Below are 24861 nucleotides of genomic sequence, written 5' to 3'. Positions count from 1 at the left end.
TCCCTCCCCTGTCTGCGCTCGCTCACGGCCCCCCAGCCGGCGCCGCCTCCCGGACGGTTACGAGCACCCGGGACGCCGGCAGCCCCAGCGCGGCGCTCACGTGCCGCTGCACCTCCCGCGCCAGCGCCCCCGCCGGGGGGCCGGTCGGGAGGCTCCTCCCGGGCCCCTCGCCGGCGCCCACCCGCACCGGTTCGACCGGCCGGACGGGCTCGACGGCGGCCGCCTCCGGTTCCGGCCGGGACCCGGGCCGGACCTCGAGCCGGACCAGGGTCACCTTCGGCGGGCCGAGGGGCGCCTCGGGAGGGCCGAGGTGCACGTCGGCGCGGGCGGACGCCACGCCGGGCAGGGCCCGGGCCGCCCGCTCGGCAGCCCGCCGCACCTGCTCCCCGAACTCCCGGGCGATGAGACCCTCGTTCTCCTGGCGCAGGCGCTTCGTGGCGGCGGCGATCTCCTCCAGCGTCGGGAAGCGGGTCGAGCCGGGGTCCAGCGGGCCCGCCGGCAGGGCGGCGACCGGGCGGCGGGCGAGGGCCAGGACGGGGTCGAGGATCACCAGCATGGCCAGGAGGCCTACGGTCGCCCGCACGTAAGGGCGCATGGCGCCCTGGGGGAGGGCCATCTCCAGGCCCAGGGCGAGAACGGCGAGGATCACGAGGCTACGGGCCATCTCCCGCAGTGCGTCCATGGGACTCCCCTCAGCGCAGCATGGCGGCCGCATTCGCCGCCCCCAGGAGCACCCCCACGCCCAGGAAGAACATGAGCCCCACAAGGGAGGCGGAGACGAACATCAGGGTGAGGGCGCCGGCCATGGTGTGGAGGAGCGAGGCGACGCCCGTGGGGCCCAGGGGCTGCACGAGGGCGGCGGCGCCGCGGTAGACCAGGATCAGGGACAGGATCTTCAGGCACGGGAACGCCGTGATGAAGAAGATGCCGGCCAGCCCGAGGAGACCCAGGGCGTTCCTGAGGAGGAGCCCGGAGGACCAGACCAGTTCCGCGGCGTCGGCGAACATCTTCCCCACGACGGGCATGAGGGCGCCGCTCATGTACTTGGCGGTCCGCAGCGCCAGGGAGTCGCCGACCGTCCCCGCCACCGCCTTGACCCCGGTCACCCCGAGGAACACCGTGAGCGCCAGCCCCATCACCACCAGGGCCGACTGGCGGAGGAGGGAGGCCAGGTGGGTGAGGCGCAACCCCTCACCCAGGCCGCTGACGATGTCGAGGACGGCGGCCAGGTAGATGAGCGGGAACACGACCGTCGACGTGATGGCGATGACCCCGCCCGTCAGGACCGGCAGCGCAGGCTGGAGGAGGGCGGTGGTCGCCGCCCCGCCGAGCCCCCCGAGGGCGACGAGGAGGGTCGGGAGTAGAGCGAGGAGGAAGCCCTGCAGGTCGGACATCACCTGCCGGGCGGCCTCGGCGGCCAGGCCGAAGCCGGTGAGGGCCAGCCCGGCCAGCGCCAGGTACACCACCGCGTGGGCGATGCGGGACGTGGCCTCGTGCGCGAACGCTCCCTGGAGGTGCCCCAGGAGGGCCGCCAGCGCGCTCAGCACCACGAGCTTGAGGAGGAGACCGGAGTTGCCGAGGACTTCCCGCAGGAAGTAGTGGGCCAGCCCCCGCAGGATCGAGACCGGGTCCCACCGGCGGCCCTCGCCCCGGTAGAGGTCCAGGACCTGCTCCAGGCTGAGCTCGGGCCCGTACCCCGCCCAGGCCCGGTTCATCTCGCTCAGGACGCCCTCGAGCGGCGCCGTGTCGAGGGCTTCCAGCTGGTCCTGGAGCAGCTGGCGGGGATCCGGCGTGGCCTCCGCGTGGGAGGCGGACGGGGCTGCGAGGGCACCCGGCGGCCCGGCCGCGCCCGGCGGCGGGCTCCCCGCCGCCGCCGCCCGGGGTCCGGCGGCCAGGGAGGCCAGGACGACCCCCGCCGACAGGAGCACCCGCGCACGCCACCCCACCGCCTCCCCCTCCCCCGCAGCCGGACGCATGGCTCACCCCACCATGTCCAGCAATCGCTCGAGGATCGCGACCAGGATCGGGACCGCCAGGAGGAGGATCAGGACCTTGCCCGCCATCTCCACCTTCGCGGCGATCGCCCGCTCGCCGGCGTCGGTGAGGACCTGGCTCCCGAAGTCGGCCAGGTAGGCGATCCCGATGATCTTCAGCACCGTGCCGAGGTACGCGACGTCGATCCGTGCCCGGCTGCCGAGCGCCTCCAGGGTCTGGATCACGGCCAGGAGGCGGCCCACGACGAGGGTGAAGAGCACCACCCCCGTCGCCACCGACAGGAGCAGGGCCATCTCAGGCCGCTGCTGGCGCAGGACCACGAGCACCACGCCCGCGGCGAGGGCGAGCCCGAGGACCTGGAGCATTTCCATCGCGGGACCCCCGGTTCAGTACAGACGGAATATGGTGCGCACCGTCTCGAAGAAGCGGGCCACGAGGGTCATGACCATGGTGAGCACGACCACCACGCCGACGATGGTCACCAGGAGCCCGTGCTCCTCCCGGCCGGCCTGCTTGAGCACGACGAACAGGGCGGCCACCAGGATCCCGATGGCCCCGATCTTCATGATCACCTCGACGTCCACGCCAGGCTCCCCCTCGTCCCGGCGGTCTAGGCGGCCTACAAGAGCAGGATGGCGGCCGCCGCCCCCGCCGCCAGCCCGAGCTGGCGGTACACCCGCTCGTGCCGCTGCCGCTCCGCCTCCGCCTGCGCCTCGGCGGCGGCCAGGCGCTCCCGGCACAGGCGGAGGTGGCGGGCCTGGTCGGCCCGGTCCGAGGCGCCCAGCACGCGCGCGAGCAGGGACAGGGCCTGGCGGTCGGCGGCGGTGAGCGACGAGTTCGCGTACAGCTCCGCGAGGGCCTCCTCCAGGGCCTCGGACGGCAGCCTCCCCTGCCGGCAGAGCGCCGCCGCCCGGCCGTAGAGCGCAGCGGCCGGCGGGCCGGCGGAGGCCGCGCGCTCCAGGGCGGCAGGAAGCGGCGTTGCCCCGTAGGCGATCTCGGTCTCCAGGAGCGCCAGCCCCGCGGCCAGCGACCGCAGTTCCTCCGGCCGGCGCCTCAGGGGCTGCGCGAGCTGCCAGCCGATCGCCGCCCCGGCGCAGAAGACCGCGCCGGCTCCCAGGAGCCGCAGGAGCATCCGCACCACCTCACCCCGCCGGCCAGACGGCCTCCACCGTTCCGGGACCCGAGCGCCGGCTCAGGACGACCGCCCGCTCGAACGCCCCCTCGCCCAGAAGCGGGCCCAGGGCCGGGCGGCGCCGCGCCTCCTCCACCGACCCCGCGTGGGCGGTGGCGAGGACCGTGACCCCGGTGCGCAGGGCTTCCCGCAGCGCGACCACGTCCTCCGGACGGCCGATCTCGTCCACCGCGAGGACCTCGGGCGAGAGTGCCCGGATGGCGAGCATCATGCCCTCCGCCTTGGGGCAGCCGTCGAGCACGTCGGTCCGGGGCCCGACGTCGAGGGAGGGCACCCCGGCCACGCACCCGGCGATCTCGGACCGCTCGTCCACCACCGTCACCCTCGCCCCCGCGAGCCCCAGGGCCGGCACCCCGCCCGAGACCAGCCGGATCAGGTCCCGGAGGAGGGTCGTCTTGCCTCCGCCGGGCGGCGCCAGCAGGATCGTCGAGGCCAGCCGGCCGCCGGCACGGCGGAGGCGCGGCAGCAGGGAAAGCGCCGCGCCGCGCACCTGGCGGGCGATCCGGATGTTGAGCCCTCCCACCGGCCGGATCGTCCGCACCCGGCCCCCCTCCACGACGGCCCGCCCGGCCACGCCGACCCGGTGCCCGCCGGGCAGGGTGACGAACCCGCCCCGCAGCTCCTCCTCCCAGGCGTAGACGGAGCCCTGGCAGACCAGCTGGAAGGTGCGGGAGACCTCCTCGGCCCCGATCGGACGCCCAGCCTCCGCCTCGGCGGCGAGCCGGCCGTCCTCGGTCACGAACCCGCTGCCGGCGGCTGCCACCAGCTCGACGGGGCGGCCGGCACGCAGCCGGATCTCCTCCAGCCCGGGCAGGCGGCGGGCGGCCCCGGCCACGGGCTCCCGGAGCGAGGGGGCCAGGTACGGGAGGACCGCTTCCACCGCCCCGGCCACCTCCCACGCCGCATGGATACGCCCGGGCGGGACAGGTTATGCCTGCGCGCCGGGGGCCCGTCCGTGCGGACGGGCCCCCGCGCTCGGGTCGCCGGCCTCAGCTCACCGGCGCGCCGCAGTTCGGGCAGGTGACGGACACCGCCCCGTCCGTGCCCTCCCCTGCCGTGACGGCGACGGTCGCCCCGCAGTTGGGGCAGCGGATCTCGGTGACGTCCGCCCCCGCGGCCTCTTCGTCCGCGTCGCCGTCGTCGCCTTCCTCGTTGAGGACCTGGCCGTCGGGGATGAAGGCGATCTCGCTCACGAGGTCGTCCAGGTCCTCGCTCACCTCGTCTACGTACTCTTCCAGTTCCTCGGCCTGCCGGCTCAGCGCCTCGACGGCCTCCGCCATCTCGCCGAGCACGCCCACCATCTCGGCCAGCACGCGCCCCTCGGCTGAGCCGGCCTCGACGTCCAGGCCCTCGATCAGGCCGGACAGGTAGGCGACCCGGGCCCGCAGGTCTGCCATGGGCCAGAGCCTCCCCTGATCGCGCGCATGCGTGTCTTCGATGACCAGGTTTAGCATGACCGGGCCCGGCCCGCGCCATGTAGTCCGGCAGGGAGCGGAAAACTGGAAGGGCCGAGCTCAGGCCCGGCCCAGGTATTCGCCCGTTCGTGTGTCGACCTTCACCCGGTCGCCGACGTTCACGAAGAGCGGCACCTGCACCACGTACCCCGTCTGGAGCCTGGCCGGCTTGCTGCCGCCCTGGGCGGTGTCGCCGCGCACGCCGGGCTCGGTCTCCACCACCTCGAGCTCCACCGTGTTCGGCAGCTCGATGCCGATGATCTGCCCGGCCCAGTTGACGAGGTACACGGTCATGTTCTCGACGAGGAAGTTCTTGGCGTCCCCGACCTGATCGGCGGTGAGGGTGACCTGTTCGTACGTTTCCGAGTGCATGAAGGTGTAGAGGCCGTCGCTCTCATACAGGTACTGGTACTCGGCGCGCTCCACCTGCGCCCGGGGCACCCGCTCGCCGCCGCGGAACGTGGTCTCGATCACCGCGCCGGTGCGCAGGTTCTTCAGCTTGGCACGGACGAACGCCGCCCCCTTGCCGGGCTTCACGTGGAGGAACTCGAGGACCTGGTAGACCGAGCCCTCGTACTCGATGATCACGCCCCGGCTGAAATCGTTCACGTTGATCACGCGTGCGAACCTCCTGCCTGCAATTCCCCCGCCAGACCAGGGCCACACGCCCGCCGGCCTTGTATCGGAGCCTTCATTCCAGGACGATGAGTGCCTTGGGTGACCGGCTCAGGATCTCGCACCCGGTCTCCGTGACCAGGACCAGGTCCTCGATGCGCACCCCGCCCCACCCGGGGAGGTAGATGCCCGGCTCGACCGTCACGACGTTGCCCGGGACCAGGACGTCGTCGACCTCCGCCGCCAGCCTGGGTTCCTCGTGCACGGCCCGGCCGACGCCGTGGCCCGTCGAATGTCCGAAGTTCTCGCCGTAGCCCCGGGCGGCGATGAAGTCCCGGCAGGCGGCGTCCACGTCCCTGGCAGCCACCCCGGCCCGGACCGCCACCAGCCCACGCTCCTGCGCCTCCAGGACGATGGCGTAGATCTCCCGCTGCTTCTCGTCCGGCTCGCCCACCGCCACGGTGCGGGTCATGTCCGAGCAGTAGCCGTCGACGACGCAGCCGAAGTCCAGGGTCACGAGGTCGCCCCGGCCGATCGCCCGGTCCGAGGCCACCCCGTGGGGGAGAGACGAGCGCGGCCCCGAGGCGACGATCGTGTCGAACGCCAGGGCGCCGGCCCCCCGCCTGCGCATGAAGAACTCGAGCTCGAGCGCCACCTCCCGCTCGGTCACGCCGGCCCGCAGGAAGCGGAGGATGTGGTCGAACGCCTCGTCCGCCAGCGCGGCGGCGCGCCGGATCGCCTCGATCTCTTCCGGCTCCTTCACCCGCCGGATCCCTTCCACGAGGCCGGCGGCGGGCACCAGGTCGACCCCCGCGAGCTCGCCCGCATACCGGTTGTGGGCATCCACCGTCAAGTAGTCCGATTCGAAACCGACGCGCCGGATACCCTCTTCCTGGAGGATTTTCTTGAGCTCCTCGGCGTACCGGTTGCTCCTGCCCACCTGGCGGACCGCGAACCCCGGCGCCTGGGCCTGGGCCTGCTCCACGTAGCGGAAGTCCGTCAGGAGGTACGCCCCCGTCGCGGTCACGACGGCCATGCCGGCGGTTCCCGTGAAGCCCGTCAGGTACGACCGGTTCTCCGGCCGCAGGGAGATGAACGCGTCGAGCTGGCGCCGCTGCATCTCCGCGCGGACTTTCTCTACCCGCGACATTCGGGTCCGGTCAGTCCTTTCCTTCCTGCAAGATCGCCCTCACGGCCTCCAGCGCGAGGAGGTAGCTCCGGGCGCCGAATCCCGCGATGACGCCCCGGCAGGCCGGGGCGGTCACCGAGTGCTGACGGAAGGGCTCCCGGGCGTGGATGTTCGAGAGGTGCACCTCGACTGCGGGCAGGCCCACCGCGGCCAGCGCGTCCCGCAGCGCGTAGCTGTAGTGCGTCAGCGCCCCGGGGTTCAGGATGATCGCGTCGACCTCGGTGCGGGCGGCGTGGATGCGGTCGATCAGCGCGCCCTCGTGGTTGGACTGGAAGGTCACGACCTCCAGGCCCAGCTCCCGTCCCCGCTCCGCGAGCTGCCGGTCGATCTCCGCCAGCGTGGTGGTGCCGTAGATCCCCGGCTCCCGCACCCCCAGGAGGTTCAGGTTCGGGCCGTGCAGGACCAGCACCCGCGCCACGCCGTGCGCCCCCCTTCCGGCAAGTCGCCCGCGCTAGTGTAGCATCCGGGCCGCCGGCCCCGCAAGTCGGCCACAGGGGGCGCAGGAGTTACGCAGCTCCCCGCGCTACCCCGGATCGCAGTGACAATTCGCGGCCGTTGGTGTGACCCGCAAAATTCGCGGCCTGCCTAGGAGGAATTTGTTGGTAAGGCGCGAAGAAGAATCCCGGACCACCCATCCTCTCCCAAATGGGTGGCCGGGGAGGTCGAGAATGAAACTCCTCAGCCAGTTCCTTCGCTATGCCTCCAGCACGTTTCTGCTCCCCCAGCTCCTCGCCCCTGTCCGTGCCCACCGCCATCCCGCCCGTGCCCAGATCCCTACCCATTCCGCCCTGCTTGCCTGGATCCTCGGTTTCGTCGCCCGCGTCCACAGCCGCGAGGAACTCGGCCGCCTTCTCGACCGTCCCGCCCTGCACCGTCTCACCGGTCGCCACATCAGCGCCGACTCCCTCGCCCGCATCGCCGCTCAGCTCGACCACGACTCCCTCCGCACCCAGCTCCTCGTCCCCCTCATCCGCCGCATGCGCCGCAACAAGCTCTGGTCCCCCGGCTCCGTCGGCCCCTTCGTCATGGTCGCCATCGACGGCAGCGAGCCCTTCCACACCCCCCACCGCCACTGCGCCGCTTGCCTCTCCCGTACCCGGGCCGACGGTCAGACCGAATACTACCACCGGGTTGTCGTCGCCTCCATCGTCGGCACCCACCCCCGCATCCTCCTCGACCTCGAACCCGTCCAGCGGGGCGAGTCCGAAGTGGCCGCGGCTGGCCGCCTCGTCGACCGGCTCGCCAACGCCTTTCCCTGGGTCCACGTCTTCCTCCTCGACGCCGGCTTCGCCCAGGGACCCTTCCTCGCCCAGATCGACCGGCTTGGCCGCGGGTTCATCGTCCGGGTCAAAGACCAGGAGCGCCGCCTGCTGCTCCGCGACGCTCAGGCCCTGGCCGCCCGCTCCCAACCCGCCCGTTGGGTCACTTCGTGGGGCCACCGCCGCCTCCGGGTCCAGGCATGGGACGAGGACCACTTCACCTCGTGGGACTCGTACCCCGGCGCCCTGCGGGTTCTGATCGTGGACGAGGAGGAACTCCCCGAACCCGCCACCCGCCGCCGCCAGACCCCCTTCCCCGGCAGGCTCCGCCCCAGGGCCTTCTACGCCACCAACCTGTCCCCGGGACAGCTTCCCACCCGGGCTCTGTGGGAGGCGGCTCATCACCGCTGGAACCTCGAGAACACCGGCTTTCACCAGCTCAAGCACGAGTTCCACTGGAACCACCCGTTCGCCCACCAAAGCCCGGAGGCACTGCTCAGCACCTGGCTGCTCCTGGCGGTGGCCTTCAACCTCTTCCTCACTTTCGTCTACCGCCGCCTCCGCATGGCCAGGCAGGGTGAGAAGCCGGCCCGGTGGTTCGCTGGCGAACTGTACGCCGCCCTCCGGGTCGCCCCTGCTGAGCTACTCCCTTACCTGGCCGCCGGCTAACCGCTCCCGGGCACGGGCGGGCGGGAGACGCAGGAACGAAGCGCAAAATCCATCTACTGGCAGACACAGAGCCCTTGCTCTGTATGTTCTCCTTCTCTCTCTCTTTCCCGGTCCCCACTGAGACCTACTCCAACCGACCTTTTCGGCCTCTCACAAACCGGAGTTGCGTAGATCCTGCAGGGGGCTTGAGGACGGCGGGCTCGCCGGCTACGCCCTGGCCGTGTGGGCCGGGCTCAAGTAGAGCTTCTGCGTCGGGTAGGCGAACTCGATGCCCTCCTCCTGGAACCGGCGGAAGATCGCCAGGTTAATGGCCTGCTGCGTGTCCATGTAGAGGTTGTAATCCGGGCTGGTGACGTAGTACACGACCTCGAACACCAGGGAGAAGTCGCCGTAGCGGGCGAAGTGCGCCCGGTCGAAGCGGGCGTGGGGCTGCTCCGAGATGATCGCCCGGACCATGTCCGGGATGGCGGCGAGCTTCTCGTAAGGGGTTTCGTAGGTCACGCCGAGCTCGAAGACCACCCGGCGCTCCTGCATCCGCTTGTAGTTCCGGATCCGGCTCTGGAGCAGGTCGGCGTTGGAGAACACGATCTGCTCGCCGGAAAGGCTGCGGACCCGGGTCGTCTTGATCCCCACGTGCTCGACGGTGCCCAGGAAGTCCCCCACGACGATGAAGTCGCCGACGACGAAGGGCTTGTCCAGCACGATCGAGAGCGACGCGAACAGGTCCCCGAGGACGTTCTGGACGGCCAGCGCCACGGCCACCCCGGCGAGCCCCAGGCCGGCGACCAGGGCGGTCACCTTGACCCCCACGCCCTCCAGGACGAGGAGCAGCACCAGCACCCAGAGCCCGACCCGCGAGATGAGCGACAGGGCGCTGTAGACCGAGGCCGTCTCGGCGTCCAGCTCCCCCTGCCGGCGGTAAAGCCGCGGCAGCCACCAGGCGATGGCGGCGTTGCCCCAGACCGCCACCTGCAGCCAGAGGGCGGTCAGGAAGGCGCCCCGCACCACCTGCTGGGCGCGGTCGGGGAGGGACACCACCAGGGTGCCGGCAAAGAGAGCCGCGATGAAGAGGAAGGGTGCCTTCGTGCGGCGCCGGATCAGGTCGGCGAGGAAGTCGTCGACCTCGTTGGCCGTCTGCGCTGCCAGGCGGCCGAGCTGGCCCGCGACCAGCCGCTGGAGGACGCGAAGGGCGACGTACGCCGCCACCGCCGTCCCGGCGGCCACCAGCCACCGCCACACCGGGTTTCCGTAGACCGAGGCGTACAGCAGGCTCGTCAGTCTGCCATCCCCCCTGCGCCGGATTCCTTGTCGCACGTCCTCACACGTCCGCCTACACGCCGAAGAGGCCGCCGCCCTGCCCGATCCGCCCCTGGTACGCCCGGAGGATGTCGCTGCGCGTGATGATCCCGAGCAGCCGCCGGGGGTCGTCGGGGTCGACGACGGGCAGACGCCCGACGCCCCGCCGCGCCAGGGCGAGGGCGGCGTCGGCCAGGGACTGGTCGGGCGTGACCACCTCGAGGTCGCGGTGCATGACCTGCCCCACGGGGACGCGGAGGCGGCCTTCGAGCGGCACGTCGCGGATATCGCCCAGCGTGATGATCCCGACCAGCCGGCCCTGCCGGTCGAGCACCGGGTAGCCGTCGTGGTGGTACCGCTGCATGAGCTGGATCACGTCGCCCAGGACCTGATCATCCCGGACGGTGTGGACCGGGGTGACCATCGCCTCGCGGACGGGGATGCCGCGGAGGTCCTGCACCTGCCAGGGCAGGACCACGCCCTTCTCGGGCAGGTGCAGGGTGTCGATCGAGTACGGCGTCAGCCGGTGACTGAACACGCTGGCGATGCCGCAGGCGAGCATCGCCGGCAGGGCGATCTGGTAGTCCCGGGTCACCTCGAGGATCAGGGTCATGCCGGTGAGCGGCGCCTGGGTGGCGCCGGCGATCATCGCCGCCATCCCCACCACCGCGTACGCGCCGGGAGGACCCACGCGGCCGGGCAGCAGCATCCCCAGCACCGTGCCGTAAGCGCCTCCGGCCATGGCGCCCAGGTACATCGCGGGGGCGAACACGCCCCCGCTCCACCCCGACCCGAGGGTGATCGAACAGGTGGCGAGCTTGCCCGCCAGCAGGACCAGGAGGGTGGCCAGGGGCAGGCCGCCGGCGAGCGCGGCGACGATGACCTCGTACCCGGGCCCCAGGGTGCCGGGCACGGCGAGGCCGATCAGGCCGAAGAGCACCCCGCCCAGCGCCGCCTTGGCCCACGCCGGCACGCGCCGCACCCGGGCCACCCGTTCCTCCGCCCCGTGGAGCGCCCGGATGTAGAGGAGGGCGAGCGGGGCGACCAGCAGGCCCAGCCCCACGTACGCCACCACCTCGCCCGCGCTGTGGAGCCGGTACGCCGGGATCGGGAAGGGCGGCGCCGCCATGATGAAGCGGGCCACCGCCCCGGCCGTGACCGAGGCGAGCGCCACGAGTGCGAAGGCCCGGGCGGTGAACTGGGTGAGGATGATCTCCAGGGCGAAGAACGCGCCGGTGATCGGGGCGTGGAACGCCGTGGCGATGGCCGCGCCGGCCCCGGCGGCCACCAGCACCTTCACCCACTCGCCGGGGAGCCGCAGCGCCTGCCCGACCGCCGACCCGGCGCCGCCCCCCAGGAGCACGACCGGCCCCTCCCGTCCCAGCGAGCCGCCCGACCCCAGGGTCACCACGGCAGCAAGGGTCTTCAGCACCGTGGACCGCAGCGGGATCCGCCCCTCCCGGCGCAGCAGGGCGACGATGACCTCCGGGATCGCGTGGCCCTTGTTCTCCGCCGGAACCAGCGCCTTGAGCGCAGCGACCACGACGCCCATCAGGGCCGGCACGCCCACGTAGGGCAGCCACCCCGGCCACCCCCGGGCGGACAGGAAGGCCGGGAGCGTCCCGAAGTCAAACCGGTAGAGCCACTGGATCGCCTCGTCGAACGCCTGGGTCAGCGCGGCGGCCAGCACCCCCGTGCCGGCCACCAGCAGCGCGAGCGCCAGGTCGGTCCAGTGAACCACTCGGACGGAGCCGTGATACGTGCGCGCCAGAGCCCCGGGGGTGGCGGCCCCCCGGGGGACGCGCTCCACCGCCCCGGCCGGGGCGGCCGGGGCCTCTCGTTGCCAGGCGGTGTTGGGATCCAACGGGGCCGACGCCTCCTCGGAGTCGCTGCCTCCTCGTTACGAACCCGCCGGGCGTGGCCTGGGCGGGTCCTGGTTCCACTATAGCACAGGGGCAGGCCCGCCGGCCCGCTGCACCACATAAGCTGAGGACGAAATCCGCGATCCGCGGAGAACCGAAGCGACGATCGGGGAGGCGAGCGACTTGTTCCTCCTGGCTCCCCCGGCCGCGGCGCCGGCACCCGCACTGCCGGTCGCCCCGGCCTACGCGGCGCCGTACCTGGGGCGGGTCCTGGAGCGCCTGATGGCCGCCCGCCACAGCCTCGAACTGCAGTGCGCCGACGCCTCGCTGGGCCACTTCATCCCGTCCGTGCGCGTGCTGCCGGGGTTTCGGACCCTTCATCGGGAAAACTACGAGGTGAGCTACCACCTCGTCACCGCCGTCGGTTCGCTGCGCCGGCTACTCGCCGGGGAGTGGCACCCGGGCTTCCTGGCCCTCGTCGTGGCCTGCCAGGAGGCGGCGGCGCGCCACCAGGCCCGTGCCGCGGAGGCCTGGGGCCGGATGACGGCGGCCGCGCCCCGGGACCCGTCGGTGCGCGGCCTGCTTGAGCGGCTCGGGGGCTTGATCGAGACCACGGCGGGCCACATCGCCGCCGCGAGGGGTATCACCGAGTCCCTGCTGGGCGCGGCCACGGTGCAGTCCCTCACGGCGTGGGTGCGGCAGGTGCAGCGATGACCCCGAGAGGGCCGGCGGAGGGCCGGCGCCACCCGGACACGGGCGCCGGCCTACTTCCCCTCGAGCTGGCGGCGCATCTCCCGGAACTGCTCGGCGGTGATTTCCCCGCGGGCGAACCGTTCCTCGAGGATGCGCAGGGCCGTCCGGTCGCGCCCCCCGAGGTTGCCGAGAACCCGCACGAGGGCGTAAACGAACCCGCCGATCAGCGCCACCCACAGGACGCCCCAGAGGATCATCCACAGCCACATCCAGCCTGTGCCCCAGCCGGCTCCCCAGTGCCACATCATGGCCATTACCTCCTTCTTGCGGCCGGGCGGAACCGGTCACCGGGGCTCTCGCCCGACCCACTCTCAGTGTACCCGGCCCGCCTTGTGGCGGTTTGGCGGCGGTGTGGAGGAAGTGTGGAGCCGCCCGGCTACGGGCGTTCGAGCACGCATACGTGCTCCGGCCCGCCGCGGCCAGGTTGAACGGGTGCGGCGGGCGCGGGGCCAGGCGGTTCAGCAAGAGCACGAGGCGAGCCGCTGGCGTCACGTGAGCTGCCATCCTTCCCCCGGCGCGCTCAACGCCAGGCGGCGGCGTTCTTGTCGTAGTCCCCAAGCGTCCGGCTCCGCCCCATGCGGCGGACCAGGTGCTCCTGGCCGAGCGACGGGGCGAAGTGGCGCCAGTAGAGGAACTCTTCCTTGCCCGACAGCCGCACGCCCCACGGAAGACGGCGTCCGGCCTCGAACTCGGCGTCGGGGATCGCCGCTGCCAGCGCCTCGAGGTACTGGCCGGTCCCGGTGCCGAGCGAGAACTTCTCCTTGCGCCGCCCTACCACCTCTTCCGGGAGGTAGGGCTCAGCCACGCGGCGCAGGAGCCATTTCTCCGCGGTGCGCTCCGGGCCGAGGAGCAGGGCCGGGTCGATCCGGAGGGCCGCCTCCACCACGGGCACCTCGAGGAAGGGAACCCGGGCCTCCACGCCGTGGGCCATGGTCAGCCGGTCGCCCCGCTGCAGGTTCGTCCGGTGCAGGCGCCGGACGATGCGGCGGAGTTCGGCGCCGAGCGCCGCGGGGTCGCCGGCAAACTCCTTGAGGTAATGGTACCCCGCGAAGAGCTCGTCGGCACCCTCGCCGGTCAGGACGACCTTCACGTGGCGGGAGGCCAGGCGGGCCGCGAAGTACGTGGCGACGGCGCTGCGCACGAGCGGCGGGTCGAACGACTCGAGGTGGAAGATGACCGGCCCCAGCACGCGCCGGACCTCGGCCGGCGTGTAGGCGTGCTCGTGGTGGTCGGTGCCGAGGAAGGCCGCCACCCGCCGGGCCATCGCCAGGTCGGGCGAGCCCGCCATCCCCACGGCGAAGCTCTTGAGCCCCGGCCCGTGGAGGCGCCGGGCGATGGCAGCCACCAGGCTGGAGTCGAGCCCGCCGGACAGGAAGACCCCGACCGGGACGTCGGCCACGAGGCAGCGGTCGACCGCCGCCACCAGCTCGCGGCGCACGGACGCCACCGCCTCCTCGGGGTCCCGCAGGCCGCCGCCCGCCGGCACCGTCCAGAACCGGCGCAGGCCGTCGCCGGTGCGGTACCAGGCCCCGGGCGGGAACGCGTGCACGTCCGGGTGCATGCGCAGGAGCGCCTTGATCTCCGAGGCGAAGAACACGCCGCCCGCCCCGTCCCGGGCCCAGTAGAGGGGCTTGATCCCCAGCGGGTCCCGGGCCAGGAGGAGCCGCCCCTGCCGGTCCCAGATGGCCAGGGCGTACATGCCGATCAGGCGCCGGAACATGGCCGGGCCCTCGTCCTCGTACAGGTGCAGGACGGCCTCGGCGTCCGACCGGGTGCGGAAGCGGTGGTGTCCCAGCCGCTCCCGCAGTTCCCGGTAGTTGTAGATCTCCCCGTTCAGGACGATGGCCAGGCTCCGGTCCTCGTTCCAGATGGGCTGCCGCCCTCCGGCCGGGTCGATGATGGCGAGGCGCAGGTGCCCCAGGCCCAGCGCGTAGCCTCCGCCCTGGTCATGCAGCACGCCCCGGCCGTCGGGGCCGCGCCAGGGCATGGCGTCGAGCACCGCCCCGACGTCCGGCTCCGGCCGCCCCCGGGGGACCAGGTACCCGGCGACCCCGCACACTCCGCCTCACCTCCCCGCCGGCGTGAGAAGCACGCCGGGCTCGTCCGGATCGGGGACGAAGCCGAGGAGCGACCGGATCCGGTCGGCTTCGGCGATCGGCCGGCCGGTGGCCGGGTCGGCGGCCACGCAGGCCCCGTCCTCCATCCGGGTCACGATCTGCCCGCGGGCCGCCGGGTTGCCGCGCAGGTGGGGCGCGTCCAGGAGCCCGGCCTCCACCGCCCGGGCGAGCGTCTCCGGGTCGGTGAGCGGATCGGGCGTGCCCGGCGGGGCCAGGTGGGCGATCGCCGCCAGGAGGAGCCGGGCCTCCTCGACCAGCCGGCGCCTCCGCGCCGCCACCCGGGGGTCGAGGGTCATGTCCGGCAGGCCCAGCAGCGCCTGCCGGATGGCGCCGTCGGCGATGCGGCAGTTCTCGATCACGTCGTCCGCCGTGGCCGCGTGGTGCGCCTCGGAGGCCGCCACCACGTGGAGGATGTGGGGCCGCAGCTGCATCTGCAGGAACGTCGTGGCCGCCAGGTGCCCCCGGGCGACGTCGGGGTCGGCGGGGAACGAGGTCAGGCCGCCCCGCGTCTCCCGCCACACCCGGAAGTCCGGGCCGGCGAGGGACTCCACCAGGTCGAGCTTCGCCAGCATCTTGGCCAGGTCCATCGCCGGCGAGGTGCCGGGCGGCGTGTTGAACATGAGCTGCTGGACGTAGTCCCGCACGCCGGCCGCACGGGCGTTGCGCGCGGCCAGGTAGGCGGCCGCCACCGCGACCACGTCGGGCGCGTCCCTGAGGCTCCAGTGGTGGGACTCGTTCATCTCCACCGGGATACCCCGCTCGGCGTGCCAGCGCATGAGCCGCTGCGCCTCGGGGATCGACTCGCGCAGCGGCCGGCGGCTGCGGCCGTCCAGGACGCCGTACCAGAAGAGCGGGGTGGCGAGCCAGGCGTTGCGGATGGTCTCCGCAAGCATCGGCGCCCACCGCAGCGTATCGCGCGTCCCGCTGTAGCAGCGCATGAGAGGGTAGTTCCCGCGGCGGGAGGCGGCGTAGAGCCGGCGGAGGTCGTCCGCCGTGCGCACCGGCACCCCGCCCGCCCCGTCCTGGGCCGGGTCCATCTCCTCCGGCCGGAAGAAGTGCTCCTGCGCGTTCTGGTCGGGGCCCAGGGAGAGCACGTCCAGGACGCCGGCGTCGGCGATCGCCGCGATCCCGGCCTCGGTCGCGGCCACCGTGGGCTGGCCGAAGTGGTGGCGGATCAGCGGGTAGGGGTGCTTCCACAGGATGCGCTCGACCAGCGTCTGGGGCGGCATGCGCCCGCTCTCCCGTGCCCCGGCGCCGCGCAGGAAGGCCAGCACGTCGGCCGGGGTGGAGCGGCTGTCGAAGACGGCCTCGAAGAGCCCTGACGCCGCCGCCACCCTCGCGGTGGGCTCCGTGCCGCCGAACACCCAGCGCCGGCGCCTTTCCCCGGCCCCGTCCACCGCCCGGACGAGGCTCTTGAGGACCCCTTCCCAGGCCTCCGGCGTGAGGCGGTAGCCCACCGCCACGATGTCCGGATCGTGCTCCCGGACCGCCTGCATGAGCCTCGGCACCGGCACCGCCGGCCCCAGCAGGATCGTGCGGTACCCGACCTCCTCCGCCAGGCGGAGGAAGTTCGCCACCCCCGCCACGTGCACGCACTCGCCGACCGCCGCGCCCAGGATCAGGCCGGGCATGCTTCCACCTCCCCTTCGAGCACGAACCGCCGGATGCCGTCGGGCGTCAGGCCGCCCAGGCCGAGCCGCTCGAGGGTCCGCCCGGTCCGGAAGTACTCCACCCCGTGCAGGGCGGAAGCCAGCCGGATGAGGGCCACCATCGTCGGGCAGGGCACCTCCGCCGCCATGCCCAGCTCGGCCAGGGGGACGAGCCCCGTGGGGACGTCCTCCTCCAGGTAGCGGTGGCTCAGGACCGTCGGAGCCCGGATGCCCCGGTAGGCCGGGTTGCGGGCGACCGCCGTGTGCAGGTCGGGGGCGCGGTGCCCATAGGCGGCCTCGATCCACTCGGACAGGGCGCGCGCCTGCACCCCGTACGCCGCCGCTACGGCCCGCCGCTCGGCGTCCACGGCCGCCAGGACCGCGGCGACGCCGGGGGTCACCCCGTCCCCGTAGAACTCGAAGCCGCGGGCGTCGTTCTCGATGCGGCCGGCGTTCAGCAGCGTGATGACGGGGTGCAGCATCGCGCCGACGTTCTCGAGCGAGGTGTGCAACACCGACGGGGCCGCCGTCACCATCGACAGGAGCGGGCTCACGGCGGCGAGGAGCAGCGGGGTGTCTCCGGCCGGCAGGGCGGCGACCGGCACCTCCCGCTTGATCCCGTGGATCGCGGCGACCCCCGGCGCCACCACGCGGCTGGCGAACGGGAACGTCTGCGCCTCCCCCACGACGACCCCCGGTGGGGCGCCATGCTCGCGCAGGGTGCGCCGGAACTCGAGCGCCCCGCCCGTCCGCCCGGGGAGGAGCAGGACGGCCTGCCCCGGGCGCAGGTGCGGCGCCAGGAGGCTTGCCACGCCGGCGTGGGCGGTCGCCGGGAGGGCCACCAGCAGGACCCGGGCGCCGGCGACCGCCGCGCCGATGTCGCACGTGGCCCGCTCGGGCTCGGCCAGGAGCTCGGTGCCGTCCGGAAGGCCCAGCTGGATGCCGCCCTGGACCTCGACTGCGGCGACCGGGCCGGGCGAACGGTTCCAGATGCGCACCGGAGCGCCCTGCAGCGCCAGGTAGGCGGCCAGCGGCAATCCCCCGTGCCCCGCGCCGAGCACCGCCACCGGCGGGAGCGAGCGCCCCGATCCGCGCGGTCCCGCGCGGCGGCCGGCTGCGGCGGGTCGGGTTCGAAACATGGACGTGCCCTCCCTCCGTGCCCGCGCTGCGCGGGTCGGCGGCCGCTCGACCGGGAGGGGAGGCGGCGGCTCGGCCCGGAACGCGAATCGCTCCAGGGCCAGGCGGCCCTGGAGCCGTGCGCCTCCGTGACCCCTGCCTCCTCCGCAACGCCTACGAGGTTAGCTGACGGGCTCGGGCAGTGGAGGTTGCCCTATCGGCCGCCTCCCGGACGGGAGGGAGCCGAATTCGCCCCGAACGGTGGGTCCCCCGCTCCCCCGCCTGCCGGCGGGGGATTCGGCGATCCAGGCGGCCACCCGCACGAGCGCGGGCGGTTCGGTTTTGCGTTCCGGGTTCATTCTACCGGCGGCAGCGTCGTCTGTCAACCTCATTCCGCCAAGTGAGGTTGCCGGCCGAGCCCAACCGGCCCGGCGTTCGGGTCCACCTGCCACGGGGTGCCACCCGGCCAACCTCCCGCGGCCGTGGATTGCGACCCCCGGAGCTCCCCGCGCGGTGCTTCGGGGCCCACGCCACAGGCTGGCGGTCCCGCATCCCATGCCGCTGTTCCGCTCCGTGGAATGTGCGACAGTCCGTGGGGGTCAGGCGCCGGCCTTGACTCGCAAATCTTGGCGCATCGCCCCGTCTGGACGGCCGAATCCCCGGTCGACCTGGGGCCAGCGCAACCATAATGTCACTTTCTGTAGACTTTGAGCCGGCGCCGGCGCGCCGTGGAGGCAGCGGCCAAGGGTGGTGAGACAATCTGTGTGAGTCAACGGAGCGCGTTGGAGCGCATTTCTTGTCGCTTGGAGGGAAGTGAGCCCAGAAGTACCAGGTGCAGGTATTCTCTTCGGCCTTCCTCCAGAGGCTCGGCCACGCAGCAAGCGGAAGCCGCGACCTTGCCCACGCTGCCAGAGACCCCCGTGGCCCGTGATTCCCTGAGCCAGTCCGGCATGCACCCTGTACCCGCACACAGCGCGCCCAGCGAGGCCTTGGCAGCGACCGGCGAATCCGCTAACTTGTAGGGCAAGACCGTCAGAAGGTGGATGCGATGCCGGAACCCCTGAGCCCCAAGCCACCCCGCCTTTCCGAGGTGCACACGACGGAGCTCGTCCTCCCCAACGATACGAACCCCCTCGGCAACATGCTCGGGGGCCGGGTGTTGTACCTCATCGACATCGCGGGCTCGATGGCGGCCATCCGCCACGCCGAGCGGGTCTGCGTCACCGCCTCCATCGAGCGGGTGGACTTCCTCCGGCCGGTCCGGGTGGGGCAGGCGCTCATCCTCCACGCCCGGCCCACCTGGGCGGGGCGCACCTCGGTCGCCGTGGACGTCGACGTGTTCAGCGAGGACCTCGCCACCGGCAGCCGCTCCCACACCTGCAGCGCCAGCCTGACCTTCGTGGCCCTCGGCCCGGACGGGCGGCCCGCGCCGGTGCCCCCGGTCGTCCCCGAGACGGACGACGAGCGCAGGCGGTACGAGGCGGCGGAGCGGCGGGCGCAGGAGCGGCGCGCGGCGAAGGGAGAGGCGTGAGCGTGGGCGAAGAGGTTCTCGGGCCAAAGGGCAAGCCGGTGCTCCTCTTCGACCTCGACGGGATCTGCGCCAACCTGGCGGCGAAGTGGCTGGCGGCCTACAACCGGGAGTGGGACGACGACCTCACCCTGGACGAGATCGTCGAGTGGGAGTGGCACCGCTTCGTCCGCCCCGAGTGCGGAAAGCGGATCTACCACTACCTGAGCCGGCCCGGGTTCTTCGCCGACCTGGAGCCGATCCCCGGCGCCGTGCCGGTGCTGGAGCGCCTGCAAGAGCGCGCCGAGCTGGTGGTCCTGACCGCGAGCCCCCGCCAGGCGATGGCGGACAAGGTGGCCTGGGTCCGCCGGCACCTCCCCTTCGTCCGGAAGGAGAACGTGATCATCACGTACCGGAAGGACCTCGTCCGGGGCGACGTCCTCTTCGACGACGCGCCCCGCAACCTCCGCCACTTCCACGGCATCCGGGTGCTGATGGACTACCCCTACAACCGGAACTTCCACGACGCCTACCGTGTCCGGGACTGGGCCGAGTTCGAGGCCCTGGTGCACCGGATCCTGATCGACCTGGAGGCAGGGCGCCCTGTCCCGCCCTACCCTGGCGCGTGGGCCCCGGCCCGCCGGGAGGACGGGGAACCGGGGCCCGCCCCGCAGCCAGAGGAGGACGCAGTCACCGGGTGGGCATCAGGAGAAGCAGGACCAGCACCAGCACGATGAGCAGGGTGGGGCTGATCTGCTGGGAGGTCTCGAACATCTTCATCACCCTCCGCCACAGTTTACGGAAACGGGCCTGCCGGTGCCACCGGCAGGCCGACGCATTCTTCGTGCAACCGACCCCCGGGTTCCCCCGTCCAAGGGGCGAACCATTCCGATGAGACAAGGGGGATTCGCCATGAAGCGCTGGCTCGGATCTCTTGCCCTCGCCCTGGCGGCCGCCGGCGCGGCCGCCCTCGCCGCGCCGGCGGTCCTGCCCGGCTCGCCGGCCCGTGCCGCCGACCCGGGTTCCGAGAGGCGCGGGATCGAGGTCACGGGCGAGGCGGTGGTCGAGGCCCGGCCCGACGCGGCCCGAATCACCGTGGGCGTCCAGCGCCAGGCTGCCACGGCGGCGGCCGCCTACGCGGAGGCGGCCCGGGCGATGAACGCCGTGGTGGCCGCCCTGCGGGGCAAGGGGATCGACCAGGACTCCCTCCGCACCGCGACGCTGGCCCTCCATCCCGAGTACGACTGGAACCGCGAGAAAGAGCGGCAGGAGCTCCGGGGCTACCGCGCGCTCACGAGCGTGACGGCCACCACCCGGAACCTCGATCAGGTCGGGTCCCTCATCGACGCGGCCGTGGCCGCCGGCGCCAACACGGTGGACGGGGTCGAGTTCCTCGTCTGGGAGCAGGAGCGTGCGCTGGGCGACGCCCTGCAGCGCGCCGTCGACAACGCCCGCGCGAAGGCCGGGCAGGTCGCCGGTCGCCTCGGGGTGCAGGTGGGAGCACCGCTCGAGGTGGTCGTGCTCGACGAGGGCGCCACGCCGCCGCCGGTGCTCGTCCGCGCCGAGGCGGCCGTCCCTGCGGGCGCCGGCGCCTCCATGCCCGTGCTGCCCGGCACCAGCCGGCTCGAGGTGCGGGTGCGGGTCGTCTTCGGGATCCAGTGACAGAGGGCACCCACCGACAGAGGGGCCCGGCCATCAGCCGGGCCCCTCGAAGAACCGCTCCACCGCCCGGGCGAGCGCCGCCGCCGCCCGCTGCTGGAAAGCCGGGTCCCGGAGAAGCTGGGCCTCCGTGGGGTCGCTCACGAACGCCACCTCGGCGAGGGCGGAGGGAGCGTGGCTGTACCGGATCACGTAGAAGAGGGCCTCCTTCACCCCCCGGTCGGGGCGGCCCAGCTCACGGACCAGCTCCTCCTGGACGAGCGCCGCCAGCCGGCGGCTGCGGCCGGCGTTGTAGTTCTGCGCGGACCAGTACGTCTCCGTCCCCTGCAGGGCGCCGCCGGCGTTGGCGTGGACGGACAGGAAGAGGTCGGCCCCCAGCGCGTTCGCCACGAACGTGCGGTAGTCGAGCTCGGCCCGCTCCTTCTCCCCCTCGCCGACCCGGGCCCGGAGGTCCGGAGGGAGCACGGCGGCGTCCTGCGTCCGGGTCATGTACACCTCTGCACCCCGGGAGGAGAGCACCGCCTGCAGGTAGGTGGCGATGGCCAGGTTCACCGCCTTCTCCTCGACCCCCAGGGCCCGGTTCTGCGCCCCCGGGTCGTCGCCGCCGTGGCCGGGGTCGATGACGATGCGCTTGCCCGCGAGCCCGGGCCGGTAGAGCAGCACCGTGAAACCGCTCTCATCCGGCCGCAGCGCGAAGGCCCGGTCCGTCGGGATGCGGAGCTCGAGGCCGTCCGGCCCCGGGCGCGTCTCCACCCCGCGCGGCAGGCGGCCGGCCTGGAGGACGGCACCTGGCAGGGAGATCACGATCGACCCGTCCACGTAGGCCGCATCGGGCTGGACCTGCCCCCGGACCTCCACCCGCCACGACTCCGGATCCCCATCGCGTCGCTCGACCGCCGTGACGGCCGGGCGTACCTCCACGACAAGCCGGCTGGCCGAGGACTCCTCCACCCGCCAGAACGACGGGCTGCGCCACTCCAGCGTGACGCCGGCGGGGCCCATCTCGAGGGCTCGCACGGGCCCGGTCACCACCGGCAGGTGGGCGGCACCCGAGCGGGGATCCGGCACCGCCACGGCGAGGCCCCGGTCAGTCTCGTCCACCTTCGCGCCGCGGAGGTCGCCGGCGACCTCGAGCCGGAAGACGCCCGCCTGGACCAGCTCCAGCACGGCCGACGTCACCCGGCCCGCCCCGGTGCCCACCGGGCGCGTGTAGGAGCCGGCCACCCACCCGACGGGGCCGCCCGGAAGCCGGACCTGGAGCCACTCCCCCTGCCGCGCGAGGACGAGTGCACGGGTCCCCTTCGGCAGGACGTCCAGCACCCGGGCGGAGAGGTCCGGACCCGCGCGCAGGCGCAGGCCGTCGGCCGGCCGGACCTCCCGCACCTCCGGCCGGGCGATCGACCACAGGTTCTCGGAAAGCCGGTAGATCGGACCGCGCAGCGGATCCTGCCCCGGGTCCTCCAGGTTCACGAGGGGGCCGGGCACCCAGCCCTCCATCCCCCGGGGCGAGAGGACCCGGACCCATCCCTCGCTGGCGGCCACATAGGTGAGAGGCTCGCCCGCCCGGACGCGGTCCACCGCCGGGTACCTCGGGCTGCGTCCCGTCCGCAGCGGCGCTTCGGCTGCCGCCAGCGACACCTGCTTCGGCGGTCCGGCCCGCCCGTCTTCCCGTTCGGACGGGAGGCGGTAGGTGGCTGGGTCGGGGCCGGCCGGCGTCCCGGGTGCGGACCCCGGTGCGGCCGGTTCGGAAGCGGACACCGAAGATGGCGGATCCGTCACGTCCCCGGTTCGCAGCCATTCGGGCATCTCGCTCTGAACGGGGGGCAGTGGCGCCTCCGGGGAGGGCGCGCCCGGCTCCGGCTGGGGCTCGGGCGGTTGCGAGGGGGCGGGCTCCGGCGAGGCCGGGGTGACCTCCTCCATGTACGCGCCGCTCACCCACCCGACCCGACCGCCGGTGGGCGCGACCTGCCACCAGTCGCCGGCGATCTCCCGGACCTCCAGCACCTGACCCCGGGTCACCGTCCCGACGATCGGAAACTGGACGCCGGGGCCGGCGCGGACATTGAGGACGTCCGCCGTCACCCGACCGGCGGCCGGCGGATCGTACCGCAGCCTGGCCACCCAGGAGGCGGTCCAGCCCTCTTTTCCGTCCGGCAGGCGGACCCGGTACCACTTCCCCTGCCGCTCGAGGAACGCGGCCCCCTGCCCCTGCGCCAGCGTCGACACGACGGGATACCCGGTTCCCGGGCCGCTCCGCACGTTCAGCCCCTCGGGGTCCCGGGGATACACGGTGTGGGCCGCGGCAGTGGAGGCCATCGCCAGGGAGAGGACGAATCCCAGGATCAGGCGCTTCATCCGGTGCTCCAACCCCTTGCGCCTCGTGACATGGAACCGAGCGCCAGGAATGCCTGAGCCCAGGCAACCTGCATCTATTTTACACCCAAATCGCTTCGATGTCCCTATGTTGCAGGCAAAAAATGTCGATGGCGGAGGGAATGGCCTTGCGATGGCGACGCCTTCTCGACGACCCTGCGTTCTTCGCCACGGCCGGGGCGGGGGACATCGGGGCCCGTGTGGCGGAGGCCCTGCTGGCGTGCATTCAGGAGGAGGGAGACCTGGGAGCGGCCTGCGAGGAGGCCCTGCGCCTCAAGCCGGCCATGGCGACCGTACACCGTGCAGTCGCGGCGGCGAGGAGTCCGGATCCGCCCGGCGCGCTGGCGGACTACCTGCGGCGGGCTCGCGAGGCCCTCCCCGAGCTGGCCCGGCACGGCGCCGCCCTCATCCCGGAAGGGGCCCGGGTCCTGGTCCACAGCCGCTCGCGGGCCGTCCTGGCCGTGCTCCGCGAGGCGGTGGCGCAGGGAAGGCGCCCGTCGGCCTGGGTCACGACCGGCTGGCCGCTCGGGGAGGGCAGGGACATGGCGGCCGACCTCAGGGACGCCGGCGTGCCGGTCACGCTGGTCCCGGACGCGGCGCTGGCGGTGGCGGCGACCCGGACCAGCCTGGCCCTCGTGGGCGCCGATGCGGTCCTCCCCGACGGGTCCGTGGTCAACAAGGTGGGTACCCACCTCCTCGCGCTGGCGGCGCGGACGGCCGGCGTGCCGCTCTACGTCTGCGCCGAAACCCTCAAGTTCTGGCCGGAGGACGCAGGCGCCGCAGGGCCGCCCGGTGAGGACGGCGATCCGGCCGAACTGCAGCCGCCCCCCGGCGTCGCCTGCTGGAATCCGCTCTTCGAGCGGGTGCCGGCGCACCTCGTCACGGCGCTCGTCACCGAGGACGGGGTGCGACACCCGGCCCGCCCCCGCACCGCCGAGGGGAACGGCACGTAACATAAACAGAGGAAACGTCACGGGGAGGCGATCCCGTTGCCTGAACTGGACCGCCTGCTGGTCGCACTGCTCGGGATCCTGGGGAACCTGACGATCAGCATGGTGCGGGTGGAGCGGGGCCGGGTCGAGATCAACTTCACCCCCTCGACCCAGCCCGTGACCGGACCCGCCCGGCTGATCGCCCTGATCGCCGGCCTCTCCGGCCTGATCGTGCCCGGTGCGAACGTCGACCGGGTGGACATCTCCGGGGCCGGCGTTCCCACCATCCGGCTGATCCTGCCGCCGGCGTGAACGTGACGGCCGGTTCCCGCACGACCCGGCGGCGGTGGTCAGGCTCATGCGGGCCCCGGCACGGGTGGCCCGGGCCACGGGCCGCTCCCCCCGGGCTCGTGCGTGCTCCCGGCCGTCCGGCGGGCCCAGGAGGACCCGGGCGGGCGCGGTTCGAATACCCGGGGACGAGGTGACCAGAGTCCGGTGGATCGCTGCCTGTTCCTGAGCTTCGCTCACCCGGACGACGAGTCGTTCCTCACCGCCGGCACGGCGGCCCGCTACGCCGAGGCGGGGGTGAAGGTCGTCCTCAGCACCGCCACCCGGGGCGAGGCCGGCAAGCCCGGCGACCCCCCGATCTGCACGCGCGACGAGCTGCCTGCCGTCCGCGAGCAGGAGCTCCGGCGGGCGGCCGCCATCCTGGGGATCGCCGAGGTCCACTTCCTGGGTTACATCGACCGCCGCCTGGGCGACGCCGACCCCGACGAGGCCGCCGGCCGCCTGGCCGGGCTCCTCCTCCGCCACCGCCCGCAGGTCGTGGTCACGTTCGACCCCACCGGCTCGAACGGCCACCCCGACCACGTGGCCATCAGCGCCCTCACCCGGCGGGCGGTCGACCGGGCACGGGCCGGGGGCCTCGGCGAGGTGCGCCTCCTGTACACCACCCCGACGCCCCCCTGGGCCATGGCCGATCCGCGCCGGCATCCGGACGTGGACTTCCTCGTCGACATCCGGGCCTTCGCGACGCGAAAGGAAGAGGCGCTGCGCGCCCACCGCACGCAGCACCTGAGCATCGACCGCATCTTCTTCGCCGACCGCCGCGCCTCCCGCTGGGCGTTCCGGTACGAGACCTACCAGCTCGGCGCCGGCCCGGGGCTACCGGACGGCGCGCGGCCTGCCGGCGACCTGTTCCTGGGGCTCTAGGCCGCCCCCGGG

25 protein-coding genes and 1 riboswitch are annotated in these 24861 nt (G+C 73.4%); of the genes, 8 read left to right on the top strand and 17 right to left on the bottom strand.

Going from position 1 to position 24861, the window contains the following annotated elements:
* Positions 1-22 precede the first annotated feature (22 nt).
* From caldi_RS04750 to aroQ, 10 genes are all read right to left on the bottom strand, one after another.
* Positions 23-682, bottom strand: coding sequence for a stage III sporulation protein AF (locus caldi_RS04750; protein ID WP_264843960.1), 660 nt, complete (start codon positions 680-682; stop codon positions 23-25).
* Positions 683-692: 10 nt separating this feature from the next.
* Positions 693-1946: a stage III sporulation protein AE gene (gene spoIIIAE, locus caldi_RS04745; RefSeq protein WP_264843959.1), complete on the bottom strand. Its 1254-nt coding sequence runs from the start codon at positions 1944-1946 to the stop codon at positions 693-695.
* Positions 1947-1979: 33 nt separating this feature from the next.
* Positions 1980-2366, bottom strand: coding sequence for a stage III sporulation protein AD (gene spoIIIAD / locus caldi_RS04740; protein WP_264843958.1), 387 nt, complete (start codon positions 2364-2366; stop codon positions 1980-1982).
* A gap of 15 nt (positions 2367-2381) precedes the next feature.
* Positions 2382-2579: a stage III sporulation protein AC gene (gene spoIIIAC, locus caldi_RS04735; RefSeq protein WP_264843957.1), complete on the bottom strand. Its 198-nt coding sequence runs from the start codon at positions 2577-2579 to the stop codon at positions 2382-2384.
* A 35-nt stretch (positions 2580-2614) separates the two neighbouring features.
* Positions 2615-3127 carry a stage III sporulation protein AB gene (locus caldi_RS04730; protein ID WP_264843956.1) on the bottom strand — a complete coding sequence of 171 codons (513 nt, stop codon included), beginning with the start codon at positions 3125-3127 and terminating at the stop codon, positions 2615-2617.
* A 10-nt stretch (positions 3128-3137) separates the two neighbouring features.
* Positions 3138-4067 carry a stage III sporulation protein AA gene (spoIIIAA, locus tag caldi_RS04725; protein ID WP_264843955.1) on the bottom strand — a complete coding sequence of 310 codons (930 nt, stop codon included), beginning with the start codon at positions 4065-4067 and terminating at the stop codon, positions 3138-3140.
* Between the two features lie 109 nt (positions 4068-4176).
* Positions 4177-4584, bottom strand: a complete 408-nt coding sequence (locus caldi_RS04720; RefSeq protein ID WP_264843954.1) for a CD1247 N-terminal domain-containing protein — start codon at positions 4582-4584, stop codon at positions 4177-4179.
* 117 nt (positions 4585-4701) lie between these two features.
* Complete coding sequence (efp, locus tag caldi_RS04715; protein ID WP_264843953.1) at positions 4702-5259, bottom strand: elongation factor P; 558 nt, start codon at positions 5257-5259, stop codon at positions 4702-4704.
* A 73-nt stretch (positions 5260-5332) separates the two neighbouring features.
* Positions 5333-6406, bottom strand: a complete 1074-nt coding sequence (locus caldi_RS04710) for a M24 family metallopeptidase (protein ID WP_264843952.1) — start codon at positions 6404-6406, stop codon at positions 5333-5335.
* A gap of 10 nt (positions 6407-6416) precedes the next feature.
* Positions 6417-6863 (bottom strand): type II 3-dehydroquinate dehydratase, encoded by a 447-nt coding sequence (gene aroQ, locus caldi_RS04705; protein ID WP_264843951.1) that lies wholly within the window; start codon positions 6861-6863, stop codon positions 6417-6419.
* A 250-nt stretch (positions 6864-7113) separates the two neighbouring features.
* On the opposite strand from aroQ, the gene caldi_RS04700 reads away from it, so the two are divergent.
* Positions 7114-8373 carry a transposase gene (locus tag caldi_RS04700; protein ID WP_264843950.1) on the top strand — a complete coding sequence of 420 codons (1260 nt, stop codon included), beginning with the start codon at positions 7114-7116 and terminating at the stop codon, positions 8371-8373.
* Between the two features lie 207 nt (positions 8374-8580).
* Here caldi_RS04700 and caldi_RS04695 read toward each other — a convergent pair whose 3' ends face one another.
* Both caldi_RS04695 and caldi_RS04690 read right to left on the bottom strand, forming a co-directional pair.
* Positions 8581-9687 (bottom strand): mechanosensitive ion channel family protein, encoded by a 1107-nt coding sequence (locus caldi_RS04695; protein WP_264843949.1) that lies wholly within the window; start codon positions 9685-9687, stop codon positions 8581-8583.
* A 16-nt stretch (positions 9688-9703) separates the two neighbouring features.
* Positions 9704-11533 carry a chloride channel protein gene (locus tag caldi_RS04690; protein WP_264843948.1) on the bottom strand — a complete coding sequence of 610 codons (1830 nt, stop codon included), beginning with the start codon at positions 11531-11533 and terminating at the stop codon, positions 9704-9706.
* Positions 11534-11714: 181 nt separating this feature from the next.
* Here caldi_RS04690 and caldi_RS04685 point away from each other — a divergent pair, with 181 nt between their 5' ends.
* Positions 11715-12245 carry a hypothetical protein gene (locus caldi_RS04685; RefSeq protein WP_264843947.1) on the top strand — a complete coding sequence of 177 codons (531 nt, stop codon included), beginning with the start codon at positions 11715-11717 and terminating at the stop codon, positions 12243-12245.
* A gap of 50 nt (positions 12246-12295) precedes the next feature.
* Here the strand turns inward: caldi_RS04685 and caldi_RS04680 are convergent, their stop codons facing one another.
* From caldi_RS04680 to caldi_RS04665, 4 genes are all read right to left on the bottom strand, one after another.
* Entirely contained in the window at positions 12296-12532 is a 237-nt protein-coding gene (locus tag caldi_RS04680) for an SHOCT domain-containing protein (RefSeq protein WP_264843946.1), read from the bottom strand.
* A gap of 272 nt (positions 12533-12804) precedes the next feature.
* Positions 12805-14343, bottom strand: coding sequence for an asparagine synthase-related protein (locus tag caldi_RS04675; protein WP_264843945.1), 1539 nt, complete (start codon positions 14341-14343; stop codon positions 12805-12807).
* A 6-nt stretch (positions 14344-14349) separates the two neighbouring features.
* The gene (locus caldi_RS04670; protein WP_264843944.1) at positions 14350-16032 is read right to left on the bottom strand and encodes a cobalamin B12-binding domain-containing protein; all 1683 of its coding nucleotides are present in this window, start codon (positions 16030-16032) and stop codon (positions 14350-14352) included.
* Entirely contained in the window at positions 16020-17189 is a 1170-nt protein-coding gene (locus caldi_RS04665) for an NAD/NADP-dependent octopine/nopaline dehydrogenase family protein (RefSeq protein WP_264843943.1), read from the bottom strand. The genes caldi_RS04670 and caldi_RS04665 overlap by 13 nt, the downstream gene beginning before the upstream one ends.
* 133 nt (positions 17190-17322) lie before the next feature.
* Positions 17323-17479, bottom strand: a riboswitch (cyclic di-AMP (ydaO/yuaA leader).
* Positions 17480-18214: 735 nt separating this feature from the next.
* Between caldi_RS04665 and caldi_RS04660 the strand changes: the two genes are divergently transcribed.
* The 3 genes from caldi_RS04660 (at position 18215) to caldi_RS04650 (ending at position 20335) form a co-directional block, all read left to right on the top strand.
* Positions 18215-18697: an acyl-CoA thioesterase gene (locus caldi_RS04660; RefSeq protein ID WP_264843942.1), complete on the top strand. Its 483-nt coding sequence runs from the start codon at positions 18215-18217 to the stop codon at positions 18695-18697.
* 2 nt (positions 18698-18699) lie between these two features.
* Positions 18700-19410 (top strand): 5' nucleotidase, NT5C type, encoded by a 711-nt coding sequence (locus caldi_RS04655; protein ID WP_264843941.1) that lies wholly within the window; start codon positions 18700-18702, stop codon positions 19408-19410.
* A 175-nt stretch (positions 19411-19585) separates the two neighbouring features.
* Positions 19586-20335, top strand: a complete 750-nt coding sequence (locus caldi_RS04650; RefSeq protein WP_264843940.1) for an SIMPL domain-containing protein — start codon at positions 19586-19588, stop codon at positions 20333-20335.
* A 33-nt stretch (positions 20336-20368) separates the two neighbouring features.
* Here caldi_RS04650 and caldi_RS04645 read toward each other — a convergent pair whose 3' ends face one another.
* A complete protein-coding gene (locus tag caldi_RS04645) occupies positions 20369-22687 on the bottom strand; it encodes an SH3 domain-containing protein (protein WP_264843939.1) in 2319 nt (772 codons plus the stop codon).
* A 146-nt stretch (positions 22688-22833) separates the two neighbouring features.
* On the opposite strand from caldi_RS04645, the gene caldi_RS04640 reads away from it, so the two are divergent.
* The 3 genes from caldi_RS04640 (at position 22834) to caldi_RS04630 (ending at position 24849) form a co-directional block, all read left to right on the top strand.
* Positions 22834-23658 (top strand): translation initiation factor eIF-2B, encoded by an 825-nt coding sequence (locus caldi_RS04640; protein WP_264843938.1) that lies wholly within the window; start codon positions 22834-22836, stop codon positions 23656-23658.
* Between the two features lie 36 nt (positions 23659-23694).
* The gene (locus tag caldi_RS04635) at positions 23695-23949 is read left to right on the top strand and encodes a hypothetical protein (protein ID WP_264843937.1); all 255 of its coding nucleotides are present in this window, start codon (positions 23695-23697) and stop codon (positions 23947-23949) included.
* A 183-nt stretch (positions 23950-24132) separates the two neighbouring features.
* Entirely contained in the window at positions 24133-24849 is a 717-nt protein-coding gene (locus caldi_RS04630; RefSeq protein WP_264843936.1) for a PIG-L deacetylase family protein, read from the top strand.
* Positions 24850-24861: the final 12 nt, after the last annotated feature.

This window comes from Caldinitratiruptor microaerophilus (genome assembly GCF_025999835.1).
GTDB classification, from domain to species: domain Bacteria; phylum Bacillota; class Sulfobacillia; order Symbiobacteriales; family ZC4RG38; genus Caldinitratiruptor; species Caldinitratiruptor microaerophilus.
The sequence above is the reverse complement of the archived record's forward strand: the minus strand, read 5'-3'. Positions and strand labels throughout refer to the sequence as shown.

Coding starts and splice junctions, on each gene's coding strand:
- caldi_RS04750 (WP_264843960.1), bottom strand. CDS start 682: ATGGACGCACTGCGGGAGATGGCCCGTAGCCTCGTGATCCTCGCCGTT.
- spoIIIAD (WP_264843958.1), bottom strand. CDS start 2,366: ATGGAAATGCTCCAGGTCCTCGGGCTCGCCCTCGCCGCGGGCGTGGTG.
- caldi_RS04730 (WP_264843956.1), bottom strand. CDS start 3,127: ATGCTCCTGCGGCTCCTGGGAGCCGGCGCGGTCTTCTGCGCCGGGGCG.
- caldi_RS04720 (WP_264843954.1), bottom strand. CDS start 4,584: ATGGCAGACCTGCGGGCCCGGGTCGCCTACCTGTCCGGCCTGATCGAG.
- caldi_RS04710 (WP_264843952.1), bottom strand. CDS start 6,406: ATGTCGCGGGTAGAGAAAGTCCGCGCGGAGATGCAGCGGCGCCAGCTC.
- caldi_RS04700 (WP_264843950.1), top strand. CDS start 7,114: ATGAAACTCCTCAGCCAGTTCCTTCGCTATGCCTCCAGCACGTTTCTG.
- caldi_RS04680 (WP_264843946.1), bottom strand. CDS start 12,532: ATGATGTGGCACTGGGGAGCCGGCTGGGGCACAGGCTGGATGTGGCTG.
- caldi_RS04670 (WP_264843944.1), bottom strand. CDS start 16,032: ATGCCCGGCCTGATCCTGGGCGCGGCGGTCGGCGAGTGCGTGCACGTG.
- caldi_RS04665 (WP_264843943.1), bottom strand. CDS start 17,189: ATGTTTCGAACCCGACCCGCCGCAGCCGGCCGCCGCGCGGGACCGCGC.
- caldi_RS04660 (WP_264843942.1), top strand. CDS start 18,215: ATGCCGGAACCCCTGAGCCCCAAGCCACCCCGCCTTTCCGAGGTGCAC.
- caldi_RS04650 (WP_264843940.1), top strand. CDS start 19,586: ATGAAGCGCTGGCTCGGATCTCTTGCCCTCGCCCTGGCGGCCGCCGGC.
- caldi_RS04645 (WP_264843939.1), bottom strand. CDS start 22,687: ATGAAGCGCCTGATCCTGGGATTCGTCCTCTCCCTGGCGATGGCCTCC.